The following is an 18,667-nucleotide window of genomic DNA, read 5'->3' as shown; positions in this document are numbered from 1 at the left end:
CCCCCGGCCGGGGGAAGATGTCGCATAGCGACAAAAGAGGGAATGCAGGGAGGAGCTGTTGGGGCCGTGGCCAGCAGGATGCAAGGCCCGCTCAAGGGCCGTAGCAGACGCTGGGTGCCACAACTCGTCCAGAGCGAAGCGGAGACAATTTTAAATCGTTTCGATATAAAAGAGGAAACTGCAATGCAAAACATCGACCTGATCTGTGTGGGCAAGCTGAATGCCAGATATTTCGCCGAGGGCGTAGCGGAGTACCAGAAGCGCCTTGCCGCCTTCGCATCCTTCCGCATCATCGAACTGCCGGAAGAGAAGATCGAAGAGAAAAACGCTTCCGACGCTGTGGTGAAAAAGGCGCTGGACAAGGAGGGCAAGGCCATCCTGTCCAACGTGCGCAAGGGCGCTGTCATCGTGGCCATGTGCATCGAGGGCAGGCAGATCTCCTCCGACGAGCTGGCGCAGTTCCTTGCGGACCGCGCGAACAGCGGGGCAGGGGACGTGGCCTTTGTGATCGGCTCGTCCCACGGTCTGTCCGATGAGGTGAAAAAGGCGGCGGCCCTCAAGTTCAGCATGGGCCGCATCACCATGCCCCACCAGCTGGCACGCCTTGTGCTCACGGAACAGATCTACCGTGCCTGCACCATCAATGCAGGAATGAAATACCATAAATAAGAGCAAAAACCGGTCTGTTCCCCAAAGCAGGCGCTGAATTTGTAAAATAAACGCAAGAGAAAACGCAAGAGAAATCTTAGCGGATTCTCTTGCGTTATTTTTTTGCGCATTTTTCAGGAAAGCGAGGGAACAGGAATGGCAAAACACATGACGCAGGATGACCGCAAGGTGCTGGAAGCCCGGTACAATGCCGGACAGAGTGTTGCCGGAATCGCCAGGGCGATGAGCTTCAACTATTCCACCATCTATAAGGAACTGAAGCGCGGTGACACTGGAAAGATGGATGCCAATGGTCGCGCAGGATATAGTGCAGAGCTTGGGCAGCAGCGATTATACAACGCAAAGCAGCGGTTCAGGTATCGGGCGGATTGCCCGGCGGAGTAAGGCATGGGAGAAGTGTTTAAGCTGAACCATTGCTATAACATGGACTGCCTGCCGGCAATGGAACTGTTCCCGGATAATTATTTTGATTTGGCGGTTGTGGATAGCAGCATATGAGGCTGGACTTGATTTTATCGGATTTGAAATTGATCCGTTCTATTTCCAGTTGGAAGAAGAACGGTTTTCTGAGTACACAAGTCAAACCAGCCTGTTTCACATGGAGGAAAAGAAAAAATGATTCTTGAAAAACTTCACAGAGCAATCAACAACTTCAACAAGACATTCAACTGGCGGCGCTTCCGCCGCGATGCGCTGCACCTGGGAGAAAGCCTGCTGGTGTTCGGCGTGCTGTATGGCATTTTTTCAACCCTGATCTGGGGTGTCTGCTGGCTGTTCAAAATCAATTACAACCCAGATCTCATTGCCGTTGCATGGGCAGTGCCGGTGTTGCTGAACACTTTGGTCAACAAGGCTTATGACTGGAACAATGAAGTCCGGGACTGGGATTGAGAGGTGGGAACGACCTATGGATGAAGCAACAAGAATCTCGCTGAAAGACCAGTTCAACAGCCTTTTGGTACGGGCTATGGAGGTAGAAGAGTGAGCAGAGGCACTGCCTACTATGATCTTCCGAATGGTGAGCGAATAGAACTGCCGACAACCATGCCGGATGTTGAGGAAGTGCCGGGACCCCTATGTGATGGAAAATTTGAATTGCCAGAAGCCGTAAAAGAAATGTTCAAGTGGATGGATGAAACATTCGGAACATGGGAAAGCGACTTCAGCAGTTTCAAAATCTGGATGAAATTGCGGAAAAACTTCAATCCACCGGTGCGCTGGGAAGCGGTGCAGGACAAGCGTCGAAACCCAAAGCCTTTGGGCCGAAACACCTATTTATATAAAGCGAGGAAGATCAAGAGCTTGGCAAGAAGTACACATACCAGAGCATCCCTGCACAAGGGAAAACAAAAGGGTACTGAAGAACAGTGCAAGCACACATTCAAGATAACCGCAGCCCGGTGCGCACCTTGCAGTGGTTACAACGTGGAGTGCAAGCACTACGAGAAAAACAGTGCCGCTGATACAAAGCATGGTTCTTCTCGAACGTGAAATAAGCAGCCCTGCACCGCAGAAGCGGGGCTGCTTTTATATGGCGCATGGCGCTTTTTCTAGGCATTGAGCGCTGCAAGCAGGGCCGGACCCTGTATGTGCCGAGTTGAGTTTTCCATGGAAGCCGGTACGGTCAGGAAATCAGCCGGCCGACATAGCGGAATGGTGCTGTACAGCAGCGTCCTCCTTTCCGTTAAAGCCCGGTGCAAAACCGGGCTGCCATTTCCGCAAAAGCCGCACCCGCATGGAATCGACGGGAACGGGTGCGCCGCAGCATGAGCGTAGAAATGCCCTGTTCAATCCGCCCAGGAACAAAAGCGGTAGGCCATTGCCGTGGCCGCCCCGTCCGGCGCTCTCTTGCCGGGCGGGTCTTATATGCGGACGCATAGAGGATGCACCTGCTTCTGACAATCCCCCATGAACAGGTGAGCCAGTTCGATGCTGGCCGTCCGTGCAAGAACAAAAAGCAGAAGGGAGAAGAACAATGAAAGGGTACTACATGACGTTCAGGTGCAGGCTGTGCGGGAAGACCTTCACCAACGGCGGAACTGGTGATAAAGAGACAGCCTGGACCGCAACGGCAAATGCGATATTTGCCGCCAGTGGAATTGGGCCGTTGAAGGAACTTGAAAACCAACCGCTTGTGCATGAAACGCATTGCTGCGAAGACGGCAGTTTCGGCGTTGCGGATTTTCTGGGAATGAAGTGGGCAGAAGATGACGAAATTGTGGCAGATTATTTGATCGGCAGCAGCCCGTGCCAGGACTTACCCCATAAAGCAAGGTGGGGTGACAAGAAGTGATCCACCTTGGAGATATCACAAAGATACATGGCGACCAGATAGAACCCGTACACTGCATCACTTTTGGTTCGCCGTGTCAAGACTTGTCCATTGCAGGACGCAGGGCAGGACTTGCGGGAGAACGGTCTGGATTGTTCATGGAAGCGGTTCGGATCATAAAAGAAATGAGGAGGGCGACACATGGAAGTTATCCAGTTGTCGTTATTTGGGAAAATGTTCCCGGAGCGTTCAGTTCAAACGGCGGAGAAGACTTCCGCGCCGTGCTGGAAGAACTTGCCCGCGTGGAACAACCAGACGCTTCAATTCCTAGACCTACGAGGGGGGGCAGATGGAGCAAAGCCGGAGCAATCGCCGGGAACGGATGGAGCTTGGCTTGGCGACAGCTCGACGCTCAATATTGGGGAGTGCCCCAGAGAAGAAAACGGATCGCTCTTGTCGTGGATTTTGCAGGTGGACGTGCCGGAAAAATATTATTTGAGCGCGAAAGCCTGCCGGGGCATCCTGACCAGAGCATCCAGACGTGGCAAGAAGTTGCAAGAACTGCTGGAAACCGCCCTGCTGGAAATGATCGAATGGTGGGCCAGCAGGGGGGGCAAGCCTACACCTTGAAAATCCGGTCAGGCTGTGCCGGGGGCGGCAAAGGCGCACTGGTGCAGACAGAAAAAACAGGAACACTTTCGACGCTACAGGATCAGACCCTTTTTCAGCCGGTCTATTGCCTGGCAGGAAACATTATTGATCGCTCTGAAACGGCCGGCGCAAATGGTTCCGGCGTAAAGGAAAACCAGAGCTACACGCTGAACACTGTTGACCGTCCAGCAGTAGCGTATAAGGTCTTTGATGCACGGGGAAATGGTGATGGCAAGACAGTGCCGACCATTACCGGAGACCATGAAAGCAGAGCGACGGACTACACAGCCATCATAACTGAGCGTCAGACATTCAGCGAACAGTCTTACAGCTACTACAAGAAAAGCGACAAATGTTCAACCATGAAAGCAAAAGCCGGGAATGTTGGCAACGGTAGTGAGTGTCTAATTGCAGAGAAAACCATTCACTGGATCGTCCGGCGGTTGACCCCGACGGAATGTGAACGCCTGCAAGGCTACCCGGACGGGTGGACGGACATTGGAGAATGGACGGACACCAAAGGGAAAAAGCACAAGGCGGCAGACAGCCCGCGTTATAAGGCACTGGGAAACAGCATCGCACTTCCGCAGTGGTTCTGGATTGCCCAAAAAATGAAGTCATACATGGGCGATGGCGCAAAGTTGGGAAGCCTGTTTGACGGGATTGGCGGCTTCCCACTGGTATGGGAAACTACATACGGCATCGGGACTGCTCGGTGGGCATCGGAGATTGAAGAATTTCCGATTGCCGTTACAAAGAAACACTTCCCGGAAAGGAAAGAATATGAAAATTGATGTGGGAAAAATCGCTCTGGTGGCGGTCATGATTGCAGGCATACAGACTGGCGTGCTTTATCACCGTATTGATGATCTGAAATGTCAGCGGGATATTTACAAGTCCCGGTATGAGGACTGGGAAGGCGTTTCAAAGGAAGTGGCAGAATACGCCGACACACTGCGGGATTCTCTGAAAGCACGGGACCGGCTGGATGGGAAGCTGCTGGTTGAAGATGCTGGAGATTTTCTCTGTACAGCCTATTGCACCGAAAAGCGAGAGCACATCTGCGGAACAGGAACCGGGATCACAGCCAGCGGTGCCCCCGTGGAAGCTGACGTGACGGTGGCGGCAGACCCGGACGTGTTCCCGTTTGGGACTGTCCTCTATATCGAGGATGTAGGAGTGCGGATCGTTCAGGACAAAGGAGCGGGAATCCAGGGAAAACACTTGGACATAGCCGTTTCTGGAAGCCACGAAGATGCACTGAGCTGGCAAGGCTATGGAACGCACCGGGTCTGGATCATCCAGGAGGCAGCGAAGTGATGTGGGGCAAGTTCCAAACGCACGGAGACAAGAAAAATGACGCAGAAGTTTTGGCTATTGCTGCTGCGGGTGCCCCGTTGGATGTCATGGCTATGTTTTTTGAATCACACATTGAGGAGTTGCCTGACTTGTGCGTTGAAAAACTTGCAGAAGCAGTTGATAAACGCGCCAGCGATACTCCATGTCACCGGGAATCTGAAAACTGGAAAGACCTTGCAGCTTGGGCAAGAATTGAACTTAAAAGGAGAAAAAGCAATGGACGGATTTGTGAAAACACTGGGTGTTCTGATGGTTTTGGCAGCTGTGGCACTGTGGGCGGCACTGATTTTCTTTGTGCCGGCCGCACTGATTAAATTCCTTTGGCTGTATCTGGTGGCATGATGGACAATGAAACACTGACACGGATCCTCTCGGCACGGTTTATAACGTGTAATGAACAGACCAGAAAAGGCAGTAAAGGATGCACGAAAGAGTGCAAACTCTATGAGCTGCAAGAACCGGGTATGACCTGCCGGGACAGCGTCCTTCTCCACGCAGAGGAAGCAAAGAAAATCTTGAAAATAAGGTCGCACAACTCCTGACACAGGCCGCCCGCTGCGGCGGCCTTTTTTGTGAGCATGGGAACAGGCCCGGCCCGGTTCAACTCCGGGATTGCCCAAAACTGAAAGGAGAACACACCGATGCAGAGGTACTACATTTTGCTGAAAGCGACCGGTGCTGGTGGGTGGCCGGGTTGGCTGCCGTACCGGCTGGATGCGGACAGCGCCGAACAGGCTGTTGAAAAAGCCAAGGAGCAGGCCGAGAATCATTACCCGGAGTACGAAAAGTTTGAAGTTCAGGCTATCGAAATTGAAAGGAGAAGCAAATGAAGCTGGCAGCAATCGCAAAGCTCATTAAGGCAGATGGGTACTGTAAACTCTACAAAGTGTTCTATGACGATTGCAGAACCTATGATTTGTACATTGGAACCAAAACGGCAATCTTCCCGCTGACCGGATTTCCGAAGGCACAAAATGAAAGTGAGTTGGCAACCCTCCTGGGCATCAGCAAAAAGGAATGGGCAGACATCGAGTTTGATAATGACTGCCCGGATGATCTCCATCACATCGAAGGGATGGATTTGGACGACACGGCAGACGGAGAAATGGACTGCGTGACCGGAAGAATCGGTATCCGGTACTGCGGGTGTGAACTGGTTCCAATGATCGAGCCTGTTTCGGGAACGGTCGGTTTTGTGGATGCGAAGCAGATCATGCCAGTAGCAGATGAAATCCGCAAGAGCGGATATTTCAAATACTGCGCCAGGAAGATGGCGAGCGGCGGACGCTACTATGTTATCAAGGACGGAATGGTGGTGCGCGGCGCGGTGCTTCCTGTAAAGCTGGAACCTCTGGCAAAGTCTGGACTGCGTGAGCTTGCCGACATGGTGAAAAAGACTAGGGATGTTGCCGATGTGGAGGACTTGAGCGAACAGGAGGACAAAAACGATGCGTAAGACTTTGGAACTGCTGGCTTTGTCCACCTGCACTGCCGCGCTGTGCGTAACACTGACTGGGTGTGAAGCAGTCAAGGGCACAGCAAGCGGTGAAAAACCGGTCAAGACGGTATATGTTTACCTGCCGGACGGCACTTTACTGGACAAAGGACGGGCGGACAAGGTAAGTTCGTTTGCACACAATGATTGTATCGTGAAAGTCACGATTGACGGGAAAACATACGAAACCAGCTGGGCCAATGTGGTTTTAGTGGAGGAATAACGATGAGTAAGATTTTGAAAAGCGTAACTCTGGGCGACGTGAAAATTGGCGGCATCTTCAGGGCGCTGGGCAAGGAGTTTGTGAAGCTGGATGCAGACGAACACGGCTGTCTAGTACTGGCAAAGGACATTTGGACGAGAATGCCGTTCCGCGACGGCGACGACCCGGAATGCCCCAACGATCTGCGCCGGAGCGAGATTATGCCATATCTGGGTAACTGCCTGGCAGAGTTTACAAAGAACGGCACTCCGCTGAGCACATTCATTCCGCTCAGAATCGACCTTCAGGACACGACCGGCCAGAACGAATACGGAATCTTTGAAGTGAGGATTGGCCTGTTGACCCTGCGCGGGTACGGAAAATATTGGCGGCTGATCCCGAAGGTAGATGCGCCGTGGTGGTTGGCAACGCCTTACGGTACGCCGAATTGCTCTCCGGACACCTACAATAGCAACAACGTCTGGTACGTCGGCACCGATGGCTCCAGCACCACTACGGCTGGTACAACTACTCCTGTGGTGTTCGCCCCGTTTTGTGCTTTTCCTCTGCACTCTTGGTCTCTGTCGAGGACGAAAGAGAGGCCGGGTTTTCGCTTTCCGATGTTCCGCTGGATGACCTGCTGGCCGAAATCAAGAGCCGGACGGAGGGCTAATCATGGATGCGGTAAAAAATGACGTGAAGCGGCTGGTCAAAATTGAGCTGGCCGCTGCAAACAAGAAGTTTCGGATGTTTGCAGGGCCGCATGAGGGCGCGGGAATCATCCAAGAAGAAGTCGTGGAAGCTGTGCAGGAAATGAACGGTCTGCGTCAGGAACTCAATGCAATGTGGATGAATGTTTACTCCAACAATCCGCAGATTTCCACGAAGGGTGTATATGACCGGGCTGTTGCTCTGGCCGTGGAAGCTATTCAGACAGCAGCGATGGCCCGGAAGTTTGAGCGCAGCCAGCGCCGTCACTGGCCGGGGGCAAAGGAGCCGCACTATGGCGAAGGAGAATGACGCACCTACCGAAATCGAGACCATCACGCTGACCATGAGCCGCCCGGTGGCCGAGGCTGTGCAAGCGGCCTGCGAGTGGTACTTGCGCTTACATATGGGCCAGTTCTGGGATGTAGCCGATGATCTGTGCATGGCAAAGTTCTATTCCGATGCCAAACATAATGAGTTCAAGACAAAGGAACAGCGGGACAACGCTTTCACGGTTTCAATCCACCGCCGGAACGATATGCAGGATGGACTGGATAACCTATATCGCCGGTACGTTCTCCCTGCCCCAATCTCCGACCTGATGGAGATTCCGTACCGGGCAGAACAGGTATGGCTTGTCATTCGCCACGCCTTGGCATGGCATGACAAGCCGGAGGGCGACTGGATGAATGTGGAGTTCGATAAACCACTGAACCGTTCGGATCAGCCGCAGCCGACCATAAAGCTGACCGAAGTGCAGGACAACACAAAGCCTGCCTGTGATGGCTGATGCGCAAAGTGTGGGGGTGTACTGAAATGAGTGCTGCATTATTCGATCTGGACAATGATGGAACGCTGGAAATCCTCATATCCAGAGCAAATATCAAGAAGATAACACGGGTGACGGTTGCAGAGCCGGGCAGGAAAACGGCAAAAATCTTCCTTCCAGATGTACCGCCGCTGGAATCAGAATGGGAGCTGAATCCAGGACGGTGTACCTGTGAGCATTTCCGCTGCAAGAAATGCCATTTCATCAACTGTGTGGCCGTTAAATACTGCGGCGAGTGCGGGGCAAGGATGAAAAATGCGGGCGTAAAGCCGGAAGATTTGCCTCTTCCGGCGCTCGATGAAAGGTGAAATTTAATGAGAAAAAACGGAGCAATGTTTATCTGCAACCGGTGCAGAAAGCAGGTGTTCGCGGAACGGTTCGACGATGGTGTGTTTGACCAGAAAGCATTGGATGGTTGGGCGCTTGAAATGAGAAACATCCATGGAATCGGAGATCTGTGCCCGGAGTGCTACAAAGTGTACCGCGAAACGATGGATCGTTTTTATGAAGGTGGCCGACATGGAGGGTAAGACAGATAACTCCCAGAAAAAGGAAGAACACGATTCTTTGAAACCTGCAAGGGATGCCATTGCAACTGCTATGCGGGCCGCCCAATTTGCGAAAGCGACCGGCACCCCACTGCCGAAACCACTTAAATGGCAGCGTGAATTCTATGACGCTACCGGTGTGTTTCCATACGGCTGGTATGAGTGCCCGGTATGCGGGTACAGGACAGATTGGGAACCGCACGCCTGTCCGATTTGCCACACACTGCTAGAACCGTGACGAAAGGAACACAGGATGATGGAACCTGAAAGAACCTGCTGCACCTGCCGCTGGCATGAGGGCTACACCTGGGTATGCTTCAACGGCAATTCTCCGAACCGTGCCGACTTCACTGACCCGGAGGATACCTGCGAGTGCTGGGAAGTCAGAACGGAAGAAAACAGCATCGGTGACTACGAAGTAAACTAATCAAGCTCTAATCAAGAATTAAGCAAGCCCGTCGTTAAATTGCCGCCCTGACGAGGCGGCAAGGGGCTTGTATGTGTAACTTAATCTAGCGACCACAGAAGAACACAAGCCGGGGAAAGCGGGGGTCAAGGGGGAGAAAACGAGGGCGGGTCTGTATGGCTTGACGGAATAGGAAACTTAGAAAGACCTGCCCGGCGTTGTATCCCCTTTGTCCTGCGAAGCCGTGTGTGTTTGGTCCACAGAAAAGAAAATCCCAGTAGAACTTTGCGGAAGGAGGAAGTGAACGGTGCGGGCATGGTACATTCGGGAGCAGAAACACATTCTCGGAACATCCGATTATGCAGAAGTGGATCTCTTTGAAACAACGGACAAGGAACACACCGCGAGCACCCGCCGCAAAAGAGAGCTGGCAACCTCCATTGCGCAGCAGAAGTATAACGACATGATAGCGAGACGGTATTTCTGCCAGCTGGCCTATACGAATTTCGGGGAAAGCGACTGGGCAGTCACGTTTACATACGACCACGGCCACCAGCCAGCACCCGGAGATTTTGACCAAGTAGACCGGGACTGGACGAATTTTACCCGCCGCTTGAAGCGCTTCTGCAAAAAGATGGGTCGAGAAGCATCCAAGTGGATGCAGGTTGCAGAGTACAGCGTGGTGGACGAGGACGGGAAAGTTACCGGCAGACACCACCATCATGCGATCCTGCAAGGCAATCTGACATGGCAGGAAATCAAGGACTTGTGGCGGGACAGCACCGGGCGGCCGATGGGGCTTGTGAAAGTTGAACCTATCGATCTGACCTGTTCCAGCTTTGAACGCTTGACGACCTACATGACGAAAGCCCGCGCCCGCATCCGCCGCTGGCGGCAGAGCCAAGGACTGAAAAAGCCGAAAACTCCGCGCCCGAACGACACAAGATGGAGCCGCAAGCGCTTTGACGAAGCGTTTACCCTACCGGATGATCGTGCGTACTGGGAGAAAAAATACCCTGGCTATACTCTGCGTGAGTGTGAGCAGCATATCACCGGCAACAACACCAAGCATTTGATCCTCAAGTTGAAAAAGAAACCGGAGACCCGGCGGAAGAACAGGAGAAACCAGCCATGAGCATGAGATTGGAACTTTCTGACCTGCCGCCACGCTACCGGGCACAGGCGGAAAAGCAGCTTGCACAGAGAAGGTGCGGGGGCAAAGCTGCACCTGCATCGTTGGAAGCCGCTGTGAATGCCGCCAGATCGACCGGACACGAGTTTGACAGCCGGGGCGAGTATGACTACTACATGGGAACTGTTCTGCCCAAAGTCCAGAGTGGCGAGGTCGTGAAGGTAGAGCTGCACCGCAGGTTTACTATGCTGCCGGAAAAAGAATACGGCAATGTGAAGCTCCCGGCGGCGCACTATACCCCGGATTTTGTGCTGACCTATGCTGATGGCACGGTTGAGGTGGTGGAAGTGAAAAGCAAATTCACCCGGCGGCAGCAGCGTGATTACATCCACCGCCGCCGTATGTTTATCGATCTTGTGGCAGAACCGCAGCACTGGCGGTTTATTGAGCATATCACGCCAGATACGGCGGAAGAAATCAGAAAGTGGAAGCGCCTGGCCGAACAGGCGGGAAAGGATTCATCATGGGAAAAAGCAGGGCAAGGATGCCAGCATTCTACCAGCAGAGCATCCAGAATGCAGTGAATCAGCAAATCAACATCGGCAAGTCGAAGCACCGCACGACGCTGAACCGTGAGGCAATCGGGCAGGTCGTTTCGTACTGCGCAGTTGCCGCGGCACATGATCTCTGGGACTGGGGCGAGAAAGAATCTACGCTCCTGACCTTGAAGATGAACAATGCTGCATCCAGGTATATCATGGATCACGACAAGTACGGTGCACCGGAAGCCCTCAAGCGGCTGGAAGCACGCACTGCCCACCTGATGCCGGAAGAATTTTGGCTCCCGGCGGGTGGTCTGGTAGGCTCTGAAAAAAAGCTGCGTGTTCTGGCTGAACGCCGGGACGCTGCAAAGATGATCGTTCGTTTCTTTGTGGAATCGCTGGAAGAAATGGAGTACACCCCTGAACAGATCGAGGTCGTGAAGGAAGAAATCAAGAAAAATTACCAACAGTTCCTCGGCTGGGTGGACGATGGCGGAGAAGAATTTGCCTATGATCGTCTGCGCCGGGTCATTGAGGACATTTACGGCGTGGGTGCCATGGTGGAGCGCGTCAAGGGTGAAGAACCCGTTTTCGGAGAACCCCTTTTCAAGAAAGATTTTTGATTTTTTGGGAGGACTGAGCAGTGAAAGTACACGAGGCGGAGGCAATCTTGAAATATTATGCGGACATCCCGCAGCGGATAGAGATCATCCGCCGTCAGTGTACCGCACTGAGCGATGAAGTGGACCCTATGCGGGGCATGGGCACCGATGGAATGCCCCGTGGCGGAACGCCCGGGGACAGCACGGCGGCGATGGCCTGCCGGATGGATGAACTGGGCATTGGAGACCAACTGCGTCAGCTGGAACAGCAGCGGGCGGTTTTGCTGGGAGATCAGCGTATCATCCAGGGACAAATGAACAGGCTGGACAGTGGCCACAATCTGATTTTAACGGAGTTCTACATCAGCCACAAAAAATGGCACGAAGTACAGCAGAAAGTTCCATACAGTGTGCAGCACTTGAAGTACCTGCGAAACGTCGCTCTTGCACAGCTGGGAAGGAACCTGGAACGGCTCCCGGAGTGCGCCGCTTTATTATCGCGTGCGTTAAACACGCGCGAGGAACAGCGCCGAGCGGATGCCTGGGCGGAGGGTGACATTCTCTTATAGGAAAGGCTGCCTGCGGAACTTCATGTGCAGGCGCTTCCGCAAAATCGTGTCCGATGGCCGTAGAAAAACAAACACGACTACCCCAAAAATCTGAAAACAGGCATAGAAATAACCCGGCGGGCAGTTGGTCTACCGGGTTTCGTGCAAAGGAGGACAAAGTTATGGGAAAGAAGCATAAAAACAAGGTTCGGGTGCTGCCCGGAAGGATGTATAGGCTGGTGCGGAGTGACAGGAGCGTATACCGTGACGCAGAGAACGCGCTCAAAACCTGCTTTATCGAAAAAACCAAAGAGCAGCAGGCCGCACGGGAAGAGGGCGAACTGTGCCGGTTCGTGAGGATGGCACCGGATGGTGACGTTGAACTGATTTCAAACGCAGGAAACGTAGTCCGTTTCAAAAACGCAGAAGATCTTACGAAAACGCTGCGTTTCGCAAAAGATGTGCTGAGAATTACGGAGGTCTTAAAAAATGGGAATCGGGATTGAATTGAAAAGCTACATTGAGAAAATCATCAAGGAAAGAGCGGCCAGAAAGTGGACAAGAAGAAAGGCCGTGAAAGTTCCAGATGGTTTGCCACACATGATTGCTTTGGATGATCGCACTGACGATGAACTGACGGATGAACTGCGCTACAAGTGGAGTTTTTGCCCGATAGTCACCAAGGAAAAAGAGGGCTACGTTTCTATGTTTGTCCCCGGCGGAAATGTAATTCGATTCAAGGACAAGGAAGCGACACAGCTGATCTTTGATGCTATCATGCGGTCATTCGATAGAGTGTGACAAGGGAACTTCGATAGTTTCTACGCCTTTTAACGGTATCTTCCCGTGATGCTTATAGGCGATATACTGACGAACAACATAGTCCAGCTGTTCAAACGAAAGCTGCTGCTGGACAATAACGTGCAATGTGTAACCGCCAATTTGAATAAGATGTTCAAGCTGCCCCTCTTTGTTCAAGACAAAACGGGCAGTTCCGTGACGTTTTTCCTGCATAACAGAATCCTTTCAACACTATAAGCCCGTCAGGTCATCGACCTGGCGGGCTTTTTGGATTTCGTGATTTACTTTTCGTGTGGCGGCTGGTCATCCGGCGGAGCGTTGCGCTTGATGATGATCTGCGCCTCGTTGGGATCCCGGCCTTCCTCTTTGGCGTTCTGGGCGATTTCGTCCATCAGGCCGACAGGAAAACCGTTTTCGTCGAGCGGCCCATCGTAACCGGTGAAGTCAACGACGTTCACGCAGGGCGGTTCGGGGATGGTCTTGTAATACCTGCCGTCCTCATAGTTCTGATCCGTGACCCGGTTCCAGTAACCAATGTCTCCGTGCTGCTCCTGGGCGGCTTCCATCGCTTCCCGTGCCTGTTCTTCAGTCAATCCGTCGAACAAGAGCCGGGAGCCATCAGCAAAGGCGGCGACCAGCCGCCAAGGGGCGAAAAACTCTGCATCTTTCGTAGAAATGCCTCCTTCTGGGCAGTTAAGCCCCTAAATTGTAGGTTTTGTATCAAAAAGGCGGGTTAAATATGCCGAAATATCATCTTTAGCAGAAAAAGATGAAGTTTCGTTGTCAGAATTTCGATTTCGTGGGGGTGTACCCATTCAGGCAGCGATTGAAACCGCGTTTCGTGAGGGCATCGGTAACTCTGTCCTCTGGGAAGTAGTAAGCAGAACCGTCTGCCGCAGGAACAGCCCCGGCGGGATACTCTGCGCCGGTGTACCAGTCCGTTTCCGTGTCGTACTTGCGGTGCAGGTACTTGTAAACGTCGCGCTGGGCTTTGTCGAACACCTCCACGAAAGAGAAGGATGCACAAGGGGGCATCTCTTTTGCCAGCATGGGTGCGTTCTGCGCCAGCCATGCAGCCATTACGGTTTTGGCTGCATTTCGTTTCGGCTTGCCTTCCCGGTGCACCAGATCCAGCAGCTGCACAACAAAGGGCTTTGGCAGATCGTTCAGCACTTCTTCCAGCGGGTACGGATTTTCGTGCAACAGGGGCGACGTGCGCAGCTCCGGCACGAGATCCAGATCGTGACAGGTTACAGGCTTCTGGCGGTCGTCGATGCGCTCACTGGTGTAATACAGCATATCTTTGATTGCGTTCTGTGCCGCGTCGGAAAGCTGCTCCACCAGAGCAACACTGTCTGCAAAGCTGATCTGCGCCTCGTTTCGTTCGCCGGTGCTGCGGCCCGTCTTATAGGCTGCATCAACGATACCAAGCTCCATAGCCAGCCGGAAAATGTGCTTGCAGGGCTTTTTGCGCTTTACAAAATCGTTACAGGTGCAGCTTGCAAGGCTGGTCTGGTACGGCTCTTTACCGGATCCATAGAAAACCCCGGTTTCGTGTTCCTTGTCCACGGAAAGCGGGCTGGTCTTGCTCTGCTGGGCGCTGGCAAGGCGCTTTTCTTCGTCAGTGTCTGCGGGATGCTCTGTCCAGGGGCCGAAGGCGGGAATCATAGTCATAACGGGAAACCTCCTTTTCGTGTTTCGTTACTGTCATGATAGAGCAAAACGCAAATAAAAGCAATAAAAGGCAAGAAGATTTCGTGCAGAGGCACCAGAATGACCCCGGCGGGCTGCCGGGAAGATGGGGCGGGACTGCTTTACGGTGCCTGCCCTGCCGGAGCTTCCGGGTCTGCGCTCAGACGTGGACGGTGGGCGGAGCTACCAGGTCGGCGAGGCGGGGCACGGTCAAGTGGTGACGTTCTGTCACCGGTTCCGGGCACTGGTGCTCTGGTTCTTCATGGTTGCTGCTCCTTTTCGTGATACTGGATTTCACGATACTCCCGGCGGCTGCCGGGGCTGGCTGTCAGAACGGCAGGCCGGTATAGTTGCGCATGGGAATGGCATCGGCGGCGGGCACCAGCATATTGAGCAGTTGCCGGTATAAAGCCGGGTTTGCTGCACGCTGGGCACGGAAGTCCTCTAGGAATTGCGCCTGTGCTGCCAGATCGGCCAAGTTTTCGTCATCCACGTTGTAGCATTGGCATTGATCCGGCCCAGCGGAGTATATCCAACATCGAACCATGAAAATACCTCCTTTCTGTTTCGTGATGTTCCCGACGTAAATGCCGGGAAGATGGGGCGGGGTTGCTTTGTCCGGTGCAGCCCTGCCAAAATATCCGGTTTCGTGTTAAGCGTTCAGCTGTAAAAACGTGCTCTGCGTGGGGATCAGGTGCCGGGTGAGGGTGTCGGTGTAGCTGGCCTCTCCCTCGTAGCTGTCAACCACCCGGCGGTCTGCGGCGGCCATATCGTGATAGCTCTTTTTGCCGTAGGTGGGCGGCAGCCAGCCTTTGCGCTGTCCGGCGTAGAGGTTGAAGGACTTCAAAACGTCCGTGTTCGTAAACTCGATGTGGCAGGTGCCTTTCTTGTAAAACGTGGCGGTGAAATAGTGCAGCTGGATCTTCTGGGTCTGGCCGCTCTTTTCGGCGGCATCCAGGACGGCGCGGAGTTCGTCCCCATTGTAGGGCTTGCCGTTCGTGTCCAGGAAGTGCAGCACCCGCTCGATCTGGGCAACATGGCCTGTTGCGTTGTACCGGGGGCAGAAACGCCCATCGTATGTATCAAAGGCGTTGCAGCGGAAAATCACCTTGCGGTTGATCTTGTACGCGGAGTTCGTGCACCAGCCGTTGTAATAATGCACGTTCTTGCTGTACTCGTCGTTATAATGCAGATTCGTCCAGTCGTCGAACAGCTTTATAATTTCGTGGTCGATGCTGGAAAGAAGATTTCGTGAAATTTCTTCCCGGACGGTCAGAATGTTGTACGCGCTGAAGTCGTAGCCTTCAAGCTCTTTGATCCGCTTCTGGTAATCCTGCTGCATTTCGTAGGTCATCGCATCGAACAGCTGCGGCATTTCAAACAGCTGCTTCCAGTACATCCCGCGCAGTTCCCGGATAGCGTCGTTATAAGATTTCGTGAAAGCCATCACGGGGTTTTCTTTCTTACCAGCGCCGGCAGAGGAAAACAACGACTTGATTCCGTTGTACTCTTCATAGATCCGGCGCACACCTTCAGCCGCGGCGTTGTACCGCTCAATGGCTGCCGTGATGGGGTCGGAAGATACCAGGGCGGCAAACTCCGGGTTTTCTTTCAAACGCTCTGCGGTTTCGTTTTTCAGATATCCAGCCGGATCCGGCTCACCGGCTCCCGGTCGGGAATGTCCACCGACACAAGCGCCACCTCCACGCGGGCGGCGCGGCGGGCGTTCTTGAACGCATCCGGGATATATTTTACCGTGGCGTGCAGCTCTTCCAGCTTTGCGGCCAGCTCTTTCCGTTCGTTGGTGCAGGGGTTGCGCAGGGTTTCGGCGTTGAGCAGACAGCGGATTTTGCCGCCGTCCTGCATGACATCCAGCGCTTTGAGCAGGTGCGCGGCACCGGCGGAGAAAGGCGGATTCATGACGATTGCGGCGTATTTCGTGGTGGGGCGGAAGGTCAGAAAGTTATCATGCACCACCCGGAAACCGTCTTTCTTCAGCACGGCGCGGAAGTCGCTGGAAAGCTCGATGCAGTCAAGCTCTGCGCTTCGTGCCTTTTCCTTGTCGTAGCGGTCAACCTCGCCGGTTTTATAGTCGTGGTGGACGTTGAACGCCAGGGCATGGACCTGACGCGCAAGTGCTCCATCACCGGCGGACGGTTCAAGGATGGGTTTCGGGTAGGTGGTGAACCCGGATTTTACTTCCCGCAGGGAAAAGACCATATCAAAGGCCAGACTGTCCGGCGTAGGGTAGAAGTCCAGGGCATCGTTGGGGGTGGTCATGGTGTAAACCTCTTTTCGTGTTTCGTGATATGCCCGGCGGAATGCTGGGCGGTGGGGCTGGGCCGCTTTGTCCGGTGCGGCCCTGCCAGGGCATCCGGTTTCGTGTCAGGCGTTGAGCTGGTAGCCGCGGCGGGCGCAGATGAGGCGGAGCCGGGCGGCGGCGATCTGCTGGCAGACCTCTTCGGGCCTGCCGGTGCACTGGGCTTTCCGGCGCAGGTCTTGCAGTGTCCACTGCTGACGGATGATCTCGCGGGCCTGTTCAAAGATGTTGTCAAACTTCTTCATGATTTCGTTCTCCTTTCGTATCATGCAAACAGGCGGTTGCATACCTGCTGTATTTCGTCGTTCGCCTTCATCGGGGCAATGAGCACGGAAACGGCGGCCTTCTTCGGGTCTACGGTGTCCGTTGCCAGGATGGGCGCAAACGGGCTGTTGCTGCTGTGGTAAACAAATTCGTGATGATCCACAAAAGCGTCATACTCCGAATTTATCATGATGGGCCGGGATCCGTTGCGGAACATTCGGAACGTGCCCCAGACTTTGCCCTTTGCTTCGACTTCCTGCAAGATCGAAGTGCGTTTGACTTCTTCTTTGCAGGCGCTGAACTTCTGGAACATCTGCGCGGCGGTCAGCTGGTGCGGATCGTTGACCACAAACCCGGCATCACTGGAAACGATGGTCACGCCGTCGGCGGGTGCGTCCTGCATGGTCACGGGCTGGATAACATCCCGGTAAAGGATGGCGGGCAGCTTGAACGCTGCATAGCCGGTGATGATGTACACGCTGCCGCTCTGGCAGGTGATCCGAACGGCGTTGCGGCTTTTTGCCTGCCCTTTCAGATAGGCGGTGATCTTCTTCACGTTCAGCCCGGCGGGGGTGCTGGTTGCTCTTTTCATATTGCAAAAACTCCTTTTCGTTTTCGTTCTGTTTTTCGTGCCCGGTGCGCTGCCGGGGTAGTGGGGCGGGGTTGCTTTACCCGGTGCAGCCCTGCCAAAATATCCGGTTTCGTGGTGGTGGGTCATGCCAGCAGCCCGGCAGCGATGCTTTCAAAGTCCAGCTGTTTCACGGGCGCTTCATCCGGTGCGGCTACGGCGGCGGGGGCCTGCTTTGCGTCCTCTACGGCCTTCCGGGTCTTGCGCCAGGCATCCAGCGCGGCGGCCTGACCCTTGCGGTCGGTTTCGGGGACAGCCAGGAAAGCGGCCTTTGCTTCCCGCTCTGCCTTGCGGAGCACATCCGGGGCGGGCTTTTTCGTGGCGGCGGGCTTGCTGGCCTTTTTCGTGGTCAGCGGATCGACGTGCACCAGCTCCGGCAATTCGTGGCGCTCTTCGGTGATGATGGGGGCCTGGGTGCTGGCGGCCTGCTCTGCTGCTGCCTTTTCGGCGGCGGCCTTTGCCTTGCGTTCTGCGGCCAGCTTTTTGTTATACTCCATGATGGCGGCGACAGATCCGAAGCGGCCGGCGGGGGCCTGCTTTGCGTCGTGTACCTGCAAGCAGCTGAACAGGTGCGATTTCGTGGGGTAGAAATGCGGCGCGGGGGCTGCTTCCTTGCCTTCGGCTTCAGCGGCTTCCCGCTGGGCCTTGCTGGGGCGGGTGGTGTACTTCCACAGGTAGCATTCAATCAAATGCGTTTCGCCCTTCTTGACGCTCTTGCCTTCTTTCTTCCAGTAATCGAAGGTGTGCAGCTCTGCCGCTGCAAGGATGATTTCAACGTCTGCGATGGTGGCGGGCTGTTCGTCGCCGTTCTCGTCGGTGGTGACTGCGTTTGCAGCCATTGCGGCGATCTGCTCCGGGGTGTGGTGCGCGGTGGCGATGGCGTGCAGGGTGGCGGGGTCCAGCTTCGCGGCTTCGTTCATGATGATCTGATTGTTGGTCATGCCTTTCATGGTTCGTTCTCCTTTGTTCGTTGTGGTTGATATTCGGGATGATCTCCCG

31 protein-coding genes are annotated in these 18,667 nt (G+C 54.2%); 22 read left to right on the top strand and 9 right to left on the bottom strand.

Annotated elements, in window-relative coordinates; all coding sequences use genetic code 11:
- Nucleotides 1-183 precede the first annotated feature (183 nt).
- The 22 genes from rlmH (at nucleotide 184) to ACKXF7_RS00420 (ending at nucleotide 12,764) form a co-directional block, all read left to right on the top strand.
- Entirely contained in the window at nucleotides 184-669 is a 486-nt protein-coding gene (rlmH, locus tag ACKXF7_RS00525; RefSeq protein WP_423741861.1) for a 23S rRNA (pseudouridine(1915)-N(3))-methyltransferase RlmH, read from the top strand.
- A 135-nt stretch (nucleotides 670-804) separates the two neighbouring features.
- A complete protein-coding gene (locus ACKXF7_RS00520) occupies nucleotides 805-1,053 on the top strand; it encodes a helix-turn-helix domain-containing protein (protein WP_112148765.1) in 249 nt (82 codons plus the stop codon).
- A gap of 231 nt (nucleotides 1,054-1,284) precedes the next feature.
- Nucleotides 1,285-1,560, top strand: coding sequence for a hypothetical protein (locus tag ACKXF7_RS00515; protein ID WP_423741860.1), 276 nt, complete (start codon nucleotides 1,285-1,287; stop codon nucleotides 1,558-1,560).
- A gap of 90 nt (nucleotides 1,561-1,650) precedes the next feature.
- Complete coding sequence (locus tag ACKXF7_RS00510; RefSeq protein WP_423741859.1) at nucleotides 1,651-2,160, top strand: hypothetical protein; 510 nt, start codon at nucleotides 1,651-1,653, stop codon at nucleotides 2,158-2,160.
- A gap of 484 nt (nucleotides 2,161-2,644) precedes the next feature.
- Nucleotides 2,645-2,962, top strand: coding sequence for a hypothetical protein (locus tag ACKXF7_RS00505; RefSeq protein ID WP_423741858.1), 318 nt, complete (start codon nucleotides 2,645-2,647; stop codon nucleotides 2,960-2,962).
- Complete coding sequence (locus ACKXF7_RS00500) at nucleotides 2,959-4,386, top strand: DNA cytosine methyltransferase (RefSeq protein ID WP_423741857.1); 1,428 nt, start codon at nucleotides 2,959-2,961, stop codon at nucleotides 4,384-4,386. Before ACKXF7_RS00505 ends, ACKXF7_RS00500 begins: the two co-directional genes overlap by 4 nt.
- Nucleotides 4,376-4,912 carry a 3D domain-containing protein gene (locus ACKXF7_RS00495; protein ID WP_423741856.1) on the top strand — a complete coding sequence of 179 codons (537 nt, stop codon included), beginning with the start codon at nucleotides 4,376-4,378 and terminating at the stop codon, nucleotides 4,910-4,912. Before ACKXF7_RS00500 ends, ACKXF7_RS00495 begins: the two co-directional genes overlap by 11 nt.
- Nucleotides 4,912-5,265 carry a hypothetical protein gene (locus tag ACKXF7_RS00490; RefSeq protein ID WP_423741855.1) on the top strand — a complete coding sequence of 118 codons (354 nt, stop codon included), beginning with the start codon at nucleotides 4,912-4,914 and terminating at the stop codon, nucleotides 5,263-5,265. The genes ACKXF7_RS00495 and ACKXF7_RS00490 overlap by 1 nt, the downstream gene beginning before the upstream one ends.
- Nucleotides 5,266-5,592: 327 nt before the next feature.
- Nucleotides 5,593-5,781, top strand: coding sequence for a hypothetical protein (locus ACKXF7_RS00485; protein WP_112148771.1), 189 nt, complete (start codon nucleotides 5,593-5,595; stop codon nucleotides 5,779-5,781).
- The gene (locus tag ACKXF7_RS00480) at nucleotides 5,778-6,407 is read left to right on the top strand and encodes a hypothetical protein (RefSeq protein WP_158401836.1); all 630 of its coding nucleotides are present in this window, start codon (nucleotides 5,778-5,780) and stop codon (nucleotides 6,405-6,407) included. The genes ACKXF7_RS00485 and ACKXF7_RS00480 overlap by 4 nt, the downstream gene beginning before the upstream one ends.
- The gene (locus ACKXF7_RS00475; protein ID WP_423741854.1) at nucleotides 6,400-6,669 is read left to right on the top strand and encodes a hypothetical protein; all 270 of its coding nucleotides are present in this window, start codon (nucleotides 6,400-6,402) and stop codon (nucleotides 6,667-6,669) included. The genes ACKXF7_RS00480 and ACKXF7_RS00475 overlap by 8 nt, the downstream gene beginning before the upstream one ends.
- 2 nt (nucleotides 6,670-6,671) lie before the next feature.
- Nucleotides 6,672-7,343: a hypothetical protein gene (locus ACKXF7_RS00470; RefSeq protein ID WP_423741853.1), complete on the top strand. Its 672-nt coding sequence runs from the start codon at nucleotides 6,672-6,674 to the stop codon at nucleotides 7,341-7,343.
- Entirely contained in the window at nucleotides 7,324-7,668 is a 345-nt protein-coding gene (locus ACKXF7_RS00465; protein WP_223388807.1) for a hypothetical protein, read from the top strand. The genes ACKXF7_RS00470 and ACKXF7_RS00465 overlap by 20 nt, the downstream gene beginning before the upstream one ends.
- Nucleotides 7,652-8,146, top strand: coding sequence for a hypothetical protein (locus ACKXF7_RS00460; RefSeq protein WP_423741852.1), 495 nt, complete (start codon nucleotides 7,652-7,654; stop codon nucleotides 8,144-8,146). The genes ACKXF7_RS00465 and ACKXF7_RS00460 overlap by 17 nt, the downstream gene beginning before the upstream one ends.
- Nucleotides 8,147-8,172: 26 nt before the next feature.
- On the top strand, nucleotides 8,173-8,493 hold the full coding sequence (locus ACKXF7_RS00455; RefSeq protein WP_423741851.1) for a hypothetical protein: 321 nt from the start codon (nucleotides 8,173-8,175) through the stop codon (nucleotides 8,491-8,493).
- 493 nt (nucleotides 8,494-8,986) lie between these two features.
- The gene (locus tag ACKXF7_RS00450) at nucleotides 8,987-9,160 is read left to right on the top strand and encodes a hypothetical protein (RefSeq protein WP_165852610.1); all 174 of its coding nucleotides are present in this window, start codon (nucleotides 8,987-8,989) and stop codon (nucleotides 9,158-9,160) included.
- Nucleotides 9,161-9,446: 286 nt separating this feature from the next.
- Nucleotides 9,447-10,274 (top strand): rolling circle replication-associated protein, encoded by an 828-nt coding sequence (locus ACKXF7_RS00445; protein WP_423741850.1) that lies wholly within the window; start codon nucleotides 9,447-9,449, stop codon nucleotides 10,272-10,274.
- Nucleotides 10,271-10,855, top strand: coding sequence for a DUF1064 domain-containing protein (locus tag ACKXF7_RS00440; RefSeq protein ID WP_423741849.1), 585 nt, complete (start codon nucleotides 10,271-10,273; stop codon nucleotides 10,853-10,855). Before ACKXF7_RS00445 ends, ACKXF7_RS00440 begins: the two co-directional genes overlap by 4 nt.
- On the top strand, nucleotides 10,816-11,436 hold the full coding sequence (locus tag ACKXF7_RS00435; RefSeq protein WP_423741848.1) for a hypothetical protein: 621 nt from the start codon (nucleotides 10,816-10,818) through the stop codon (nucleotides 11,434-11,436). Before ACKXF7_RS00440 ends, ACKXF7_RS00435 begins: the two co-directional genes overlap by 40 nt.
- A gap of 20 nt (nucleotides 11,437-11,456) precedes the next feature.
- On the top strand, nucleotides 11,457-11,984 hold the full coding sequence (locus tag ACKXF7_RS00430; protein WP_423741847.1) for a hypothetical protein: 528 nt from the start codon (nucleotides 11,457-11,459) through the stop codon (nucleotides 11,982-11,984).
- A gap of 161 nt (nucleotides 11,985-12,145) precedes the next feature.
- Nucleotides 12,146-12,469 carry a hypothetical protein gene (locus ACKXF7_RS00425; protein WP_423741846.1) on the top strand — a complete coding sequence of 108 codons (324 nt, stop codon included), beginning with the start codon at nucleotides 12,146-12,148 and terminating at the stop codon, nucleotides 12,467-12,469.
- Complete coding sequence (locus tag ACKXF7_RS00420; RefSeq protein WP_423741845.1) at nucleotides 12,453-12,764, top strand: hypothetical protein; 312 nt, start codon at nucleotides 12,453-12,455, stop codon at nucleotides 12,762-12,764. Before ACKXF7_RS00425 ends, ACKXF7_RS00420 begins: the two co-directional genes overlap by 17 nt.
- On the opposite strand, the gene ACKXF7_RS00415 is transcribed toward ACKXF7_RS00420, so the two are convergent.
- From ACKXF7_RS00415 to ACKXF7_RS00375, 9 genes are all read right to left on the bottom strand, one after another.
- Nucleotides 12,747-12,977 carry a hypothetical protein gene (locus ACKXF7_RS00415; RefSeq protein ID WP_371290203.1) on the bottom strand — a complete coding sequence of 77 codons (231 nt, stop codon included), beginning with the start codon at nucleotides 12,975-12,977 and terminating at the stop codon, nucleotides 12,747-12,749. The two genes, ACKXF7_RS00420 and ACKXF7_RS00415, sit on opposite strands and share 18 nt — an antisense overlap.
- 68 nt (nucleotides 12,978-13,045) lie before the next feature.
- A complete protein-coding gene (locus ACKXF7_RS00410; RefSeq protein ID WP_423741844.1) occupies nucleotides 13,046-13,330 on the bottom strand; it encodes a hypothetical protein in 285 nt (94 codons plus the stop codon).
- A gap of 217 nt (nucleotides 13,331-13,547) precedes the next feature.
- Nucleotides 13,548-14,438, bottom strand: a complete 891-nt coding sequence (locus ACKXF7_RS00405; protein ID WP_423741843.1) for an SWIM zinc finger family protein — start codon at nucleotides 14,436-14,438, stop codon at nucleotides 13,548-13,550.
- A 346-nt stretch (nucleotides 14,439-14,784) separates the two neighbouring features.
- Nucleotides 14,785-15,003, bottom strand: a complete 219-nt coding sequence (locus ACKXF7_RS00400; RefSeq protein ID WP_112148788.1) for a hypothetical protein — start codon at nucleotides 15,001-15,003, stop codon at nucleotides 14,785-14,787.
- 105 nt (nucleotides 15,004-15,108) lie between these two features.
- Nucleotides 15,109-16,071 carry a DUF4942 domain-containing protein gene (locus ACKXF7_RS00395; protein ID WP_423741842.1) on the bottom strand — a complete coding sequence of 321 codons (963 nt, stop codon included), beginning with the start codon at nucleotides 16,069-16,071 and terminating at the stop codon, nucleotides 15,109-15,111.
- A gap of 20 nt (nucleotides 16,072-16,091) precedes the next feature.
- Nucleotides 16,092-16,736, bottom strand: coding sequence for a hypothetical protein (locus tag ACKXF7_RS00390; RefSeq protein ID WP_423741841.1), 645 nt, complete (start codon nucleotides 16,734-16,736; stop codon nucleotides 16,092-16,094).
- 105 nt (nucleotides 16,737-16,841) lie between these two features.
- Nucleotides 16,842-17,021, bottom strand: coding sequence for a hypothetical protein (locus tag ACKXF7_RS00385; protein WP_423741840.1), 180 nt, complete (start codon nucleotides 17,019-17,021; stop codon nucleotides 16,842-16,844).
- Nucleotides 17,022-17,041: 20 nt separating this feature from the next.
- Nucleotides 17,042-17,632 (bottom strand): hypothetical protein, encoded by a 591-nt coding sequence (locus ACKXF7_RS00380; RefSeq protein WP_158401821.1) that lies wholly within the window; start codon nucleotides 17,630-17,632, stop codon nucleotides 17,042-17,044.
- Between the two features lie 122 nt (nucleotides 17,633-17,754).
- Nucleotides 17,755-18,618, bottom strand: coding sequence for a hypothetical protein (locus ACKXF7_RS00375; RefSeq protein WP_423741839.1), 864 nt, complete (start codon nucleotides 18,616-18,618; stop codon nucleotides 17,755-17,757).
- Nucleotides 18,619-18,667: the final 49 nt, after the last annotated feature.

Origin of the sequence: Faecalibacterium sp. 7 (assembly GCF_049562865.1) — a bacterium.
GTDB classification, from domain to species: domain Bacteria; phylum Bacillota; class Clostridia; order Oscillospirales; family Ruminococcaceae; genus Faecalibacterium; species Faecalibacterium wellingii.
Note: the sequence above shows the minus strand (reverse complement) of the source record. Positions and strands in the feature narration are given on the sequence as shown.

Coding starts and splice junctions, on each gene's coding strand:
- rlmH (WP_423741861.1), top strand. CDS start 184: ATGCAAAACATCGACCTGATCTGTGTGGGCAAGCTGAATGCCAGATAT.
- ACKXF7_RS00520 (WP_112148765.1), top strand. CDS start 805: ATGGCAAAACACATGACGCAGGATGACCGCAAGGTGCTGGAAGCCCGG.
- ACKXF7_RS00515 (WP_423741860.1), top strand. CDS start 1,285: ATGATTCTTGAAAAACTTCACAGAGCAATCAACAACTTCAACAAGACA.
- ACKXF7_RS00505 (WP_423741858.1), top strand. CDS start 2,645: ATGAAAGGGTACTACATGACGTTCAGGTGCAGGCTGTGCGGGAAGACC.
- ACKXF7_RS00495 (WP_423741856.1), top strand. CDS start 4,376: ATGAAAATTGATGTGGGAAAAATCGCTCTGGTGGCGGTCATGATTGCA.
- ACKXF7_RS00490 (WP_423741855.1), top strand. CDS start 4,912: ATGTGGGGCAAGTTCCAAACGCACGGAGACAAGAAAAATGACGCAGAA.
- ACKXF7_RS00485 (WP_112148771.1), top strand. CDS start 5,593: ATGCAGAGGTACTACATTTTGCTGAAAGCGACCGGTGCTGGTGGGTGG.
- ACKXF7_RS00480 (WP_158401836.1), top strand. CDS start 5,778: ATGAAGCTGGCAGCAATCGCAAAGCTCATTAAGGCAGATGGGTACTGT.
- ACKXF7_RS00475 (WP_423741854.1), top strand. CDS start 6,400: ATGCGTAAGACTTTGGAACTGCTGGCTTTGTCCACCTGCACTGCCGCG.
- ACKXF7_RS00470 (WP_423741853.1), top strand. CDS start 6,672: ATGAGTAAGATTTTGAAAAGCGTAACTCTGGGCGACGTGAAAATTGGC.
- ACKXF7_RS00465 (WP_223388807.1), top strand. CDS start 7,324: ATGGATGCGGTAAAAAATGACGTGAAGCGGCTGGTCAAAATTGAGCTG.
- ACKXF7_RS00460 (WP_423741852.1), top strand. CDS start 7,652: ATGGCGAAGGAGAATGACGCACCTACCGAAATCGAGACCATCACGCTG.
- ACKXF7_RS00455 (WP_423741851.1), top strand. CDS start 8,173: ATGAGTGCTGCATTATTCGATCTGGACAATGATGGAACGCTGGAAATC.
- ACKXF7_RS00450 (WP_165852610.1), top strand. CDS start 8,987: ATGATGGAACCTGAAAGAACCTGCTGCACCTGCCGCTGGCATGAGGGC.
- ACKXF7_RS00440 (WP_423741849.1), top strand. CDS start 10,271: ATGAGCATGAGATTGGAACTTTCTGACCTGCCGCCACGCTACCGGGCA.
- ACKXF7_RS00435 (WP_423741848.1), top strand. CDS start 10,816: ATGCCAGCATTCTACCAGCAGAGCATCCAGAATGCAGTGAATCAGCAA.
- ACKXF7_RS00425 (WP_423741846.1), top strand. CDS start 12,146: ATGGGAAAGAAGCATAAAAACAAGGTTCGGGTGCTGCCCGGAAGGATG.
- ACKXF7_RS00420 (WP_423741845.1), top strand. CDS start 12,453: ATGGGAATCGGGATTGAATTGAAAAGCTACATTGAGAAAATCATCAAG.
- ACKXF7_RS00415 (WP_371290203.1), bottom strand. CDS start 12,977: ATGCAGGAAAAACGTCACGGAACTGCCCGTTTTGTCTTGAACAAAGAG.
- ACKXF7_RS00410 (WP_423741844.1), bottom strand. CDS start 13,330: ATGGAAGCCGCCCAGGAGCAGCACGGAGACATTGGTTACTGGAACCGG.
- ACKXF7_RS00405 (WP_423741843.1), bottom strand. CDS start 14,438: ATGACTATGATTCCCGCCTTCGGCCCCTGGACAGAGCATCCCGCAGAC.
- ACKXF7_RS00400 (WP_112148788.1), bottom strand. CDS start 15,003: ATGGTTCGATGTTGGATATACTCCGCTGGGCCGGATCAATGCCAATGC.
- ACKXF7_RS00390 (WP_423741841.1), bottom strand. CDS start 16,736: ATGACCACCCCCAACGATGCCCTGGACTTCTACCCTACGCCGGACAGT.
- ACKXF7_RS00385 (WP_423741840.1), bottom strand. CDS start 17,021: ATGAAGAAGTTTGACAACATCTTTGAACAGGCCCGCGAGATCATCCGT.
- ACKXF7_RS00380 (WP_158401821.1), bottom strand. CDS start 17,632: ATGAAAAGAGCAACCAGCACCCCCGCCGGGCTGAACGTGAAGAAGATC.
- ACKXF7_RS00375 (WP_423741839.1), bottom strand. CDS start 18,618: ATGAAAGGCATGACCAACAATCAGATCATCATGAACGAAGCCGCGAAG.